Origin of the sequence: Serratia silvae, from assembly GCF_023282985.1 — a bacterium.
In the GTDB taxonomy this organism is placed as follows: Bacteria; Pseudomonadota; Gammaproteobacteria; order Enterobacterales; family Enterobacteriaceae; genus Chania; species Chania silvae.
Map to the genome: position 1 here is coordinate 1 of NZ_JAGQDC010000088.1, position 241 is coordinate 241.

Below are 241 nucleotides of genomic sequence, written 5' to 3' on the forward strand. Positions count from 1 at the left end.
GTATTGGGGGAAAGCGCATTGCATCAGTTGGCCGCGCATGCGCCAGAACTGGATGGGGAGAACGACATTGAAGTTGCTTGAGAACATCGCCCTGGTCCAGTTTTTCCTTTACGAGGCAAAGGACCTGGAGACCGGCATCAACACCGCCTTTCTGGGCCCCAACGGTACCGGCAAGTCCGCCCTACTGGATGCGATCCAAGTGGTCATGCTTGCGGCCGACGGCAACCGCACGCACTTCAAT

The 241-nt window shown here is 57.7% G+C and carries 1 protein-coding gene; it reads left to right on the forward strand.

What is annotated here, in order from left to right; genetic code table 11:
• Positions 1–37 precede the first annotated feature (37 nt).
• The coding region (locus tag KAJ71_RS23350; RefSeq protein ID WP_248947809.1) for an ATP-binding protein at positions 38–241 on the forward strand (204 nt) is incomplete at its 3' end.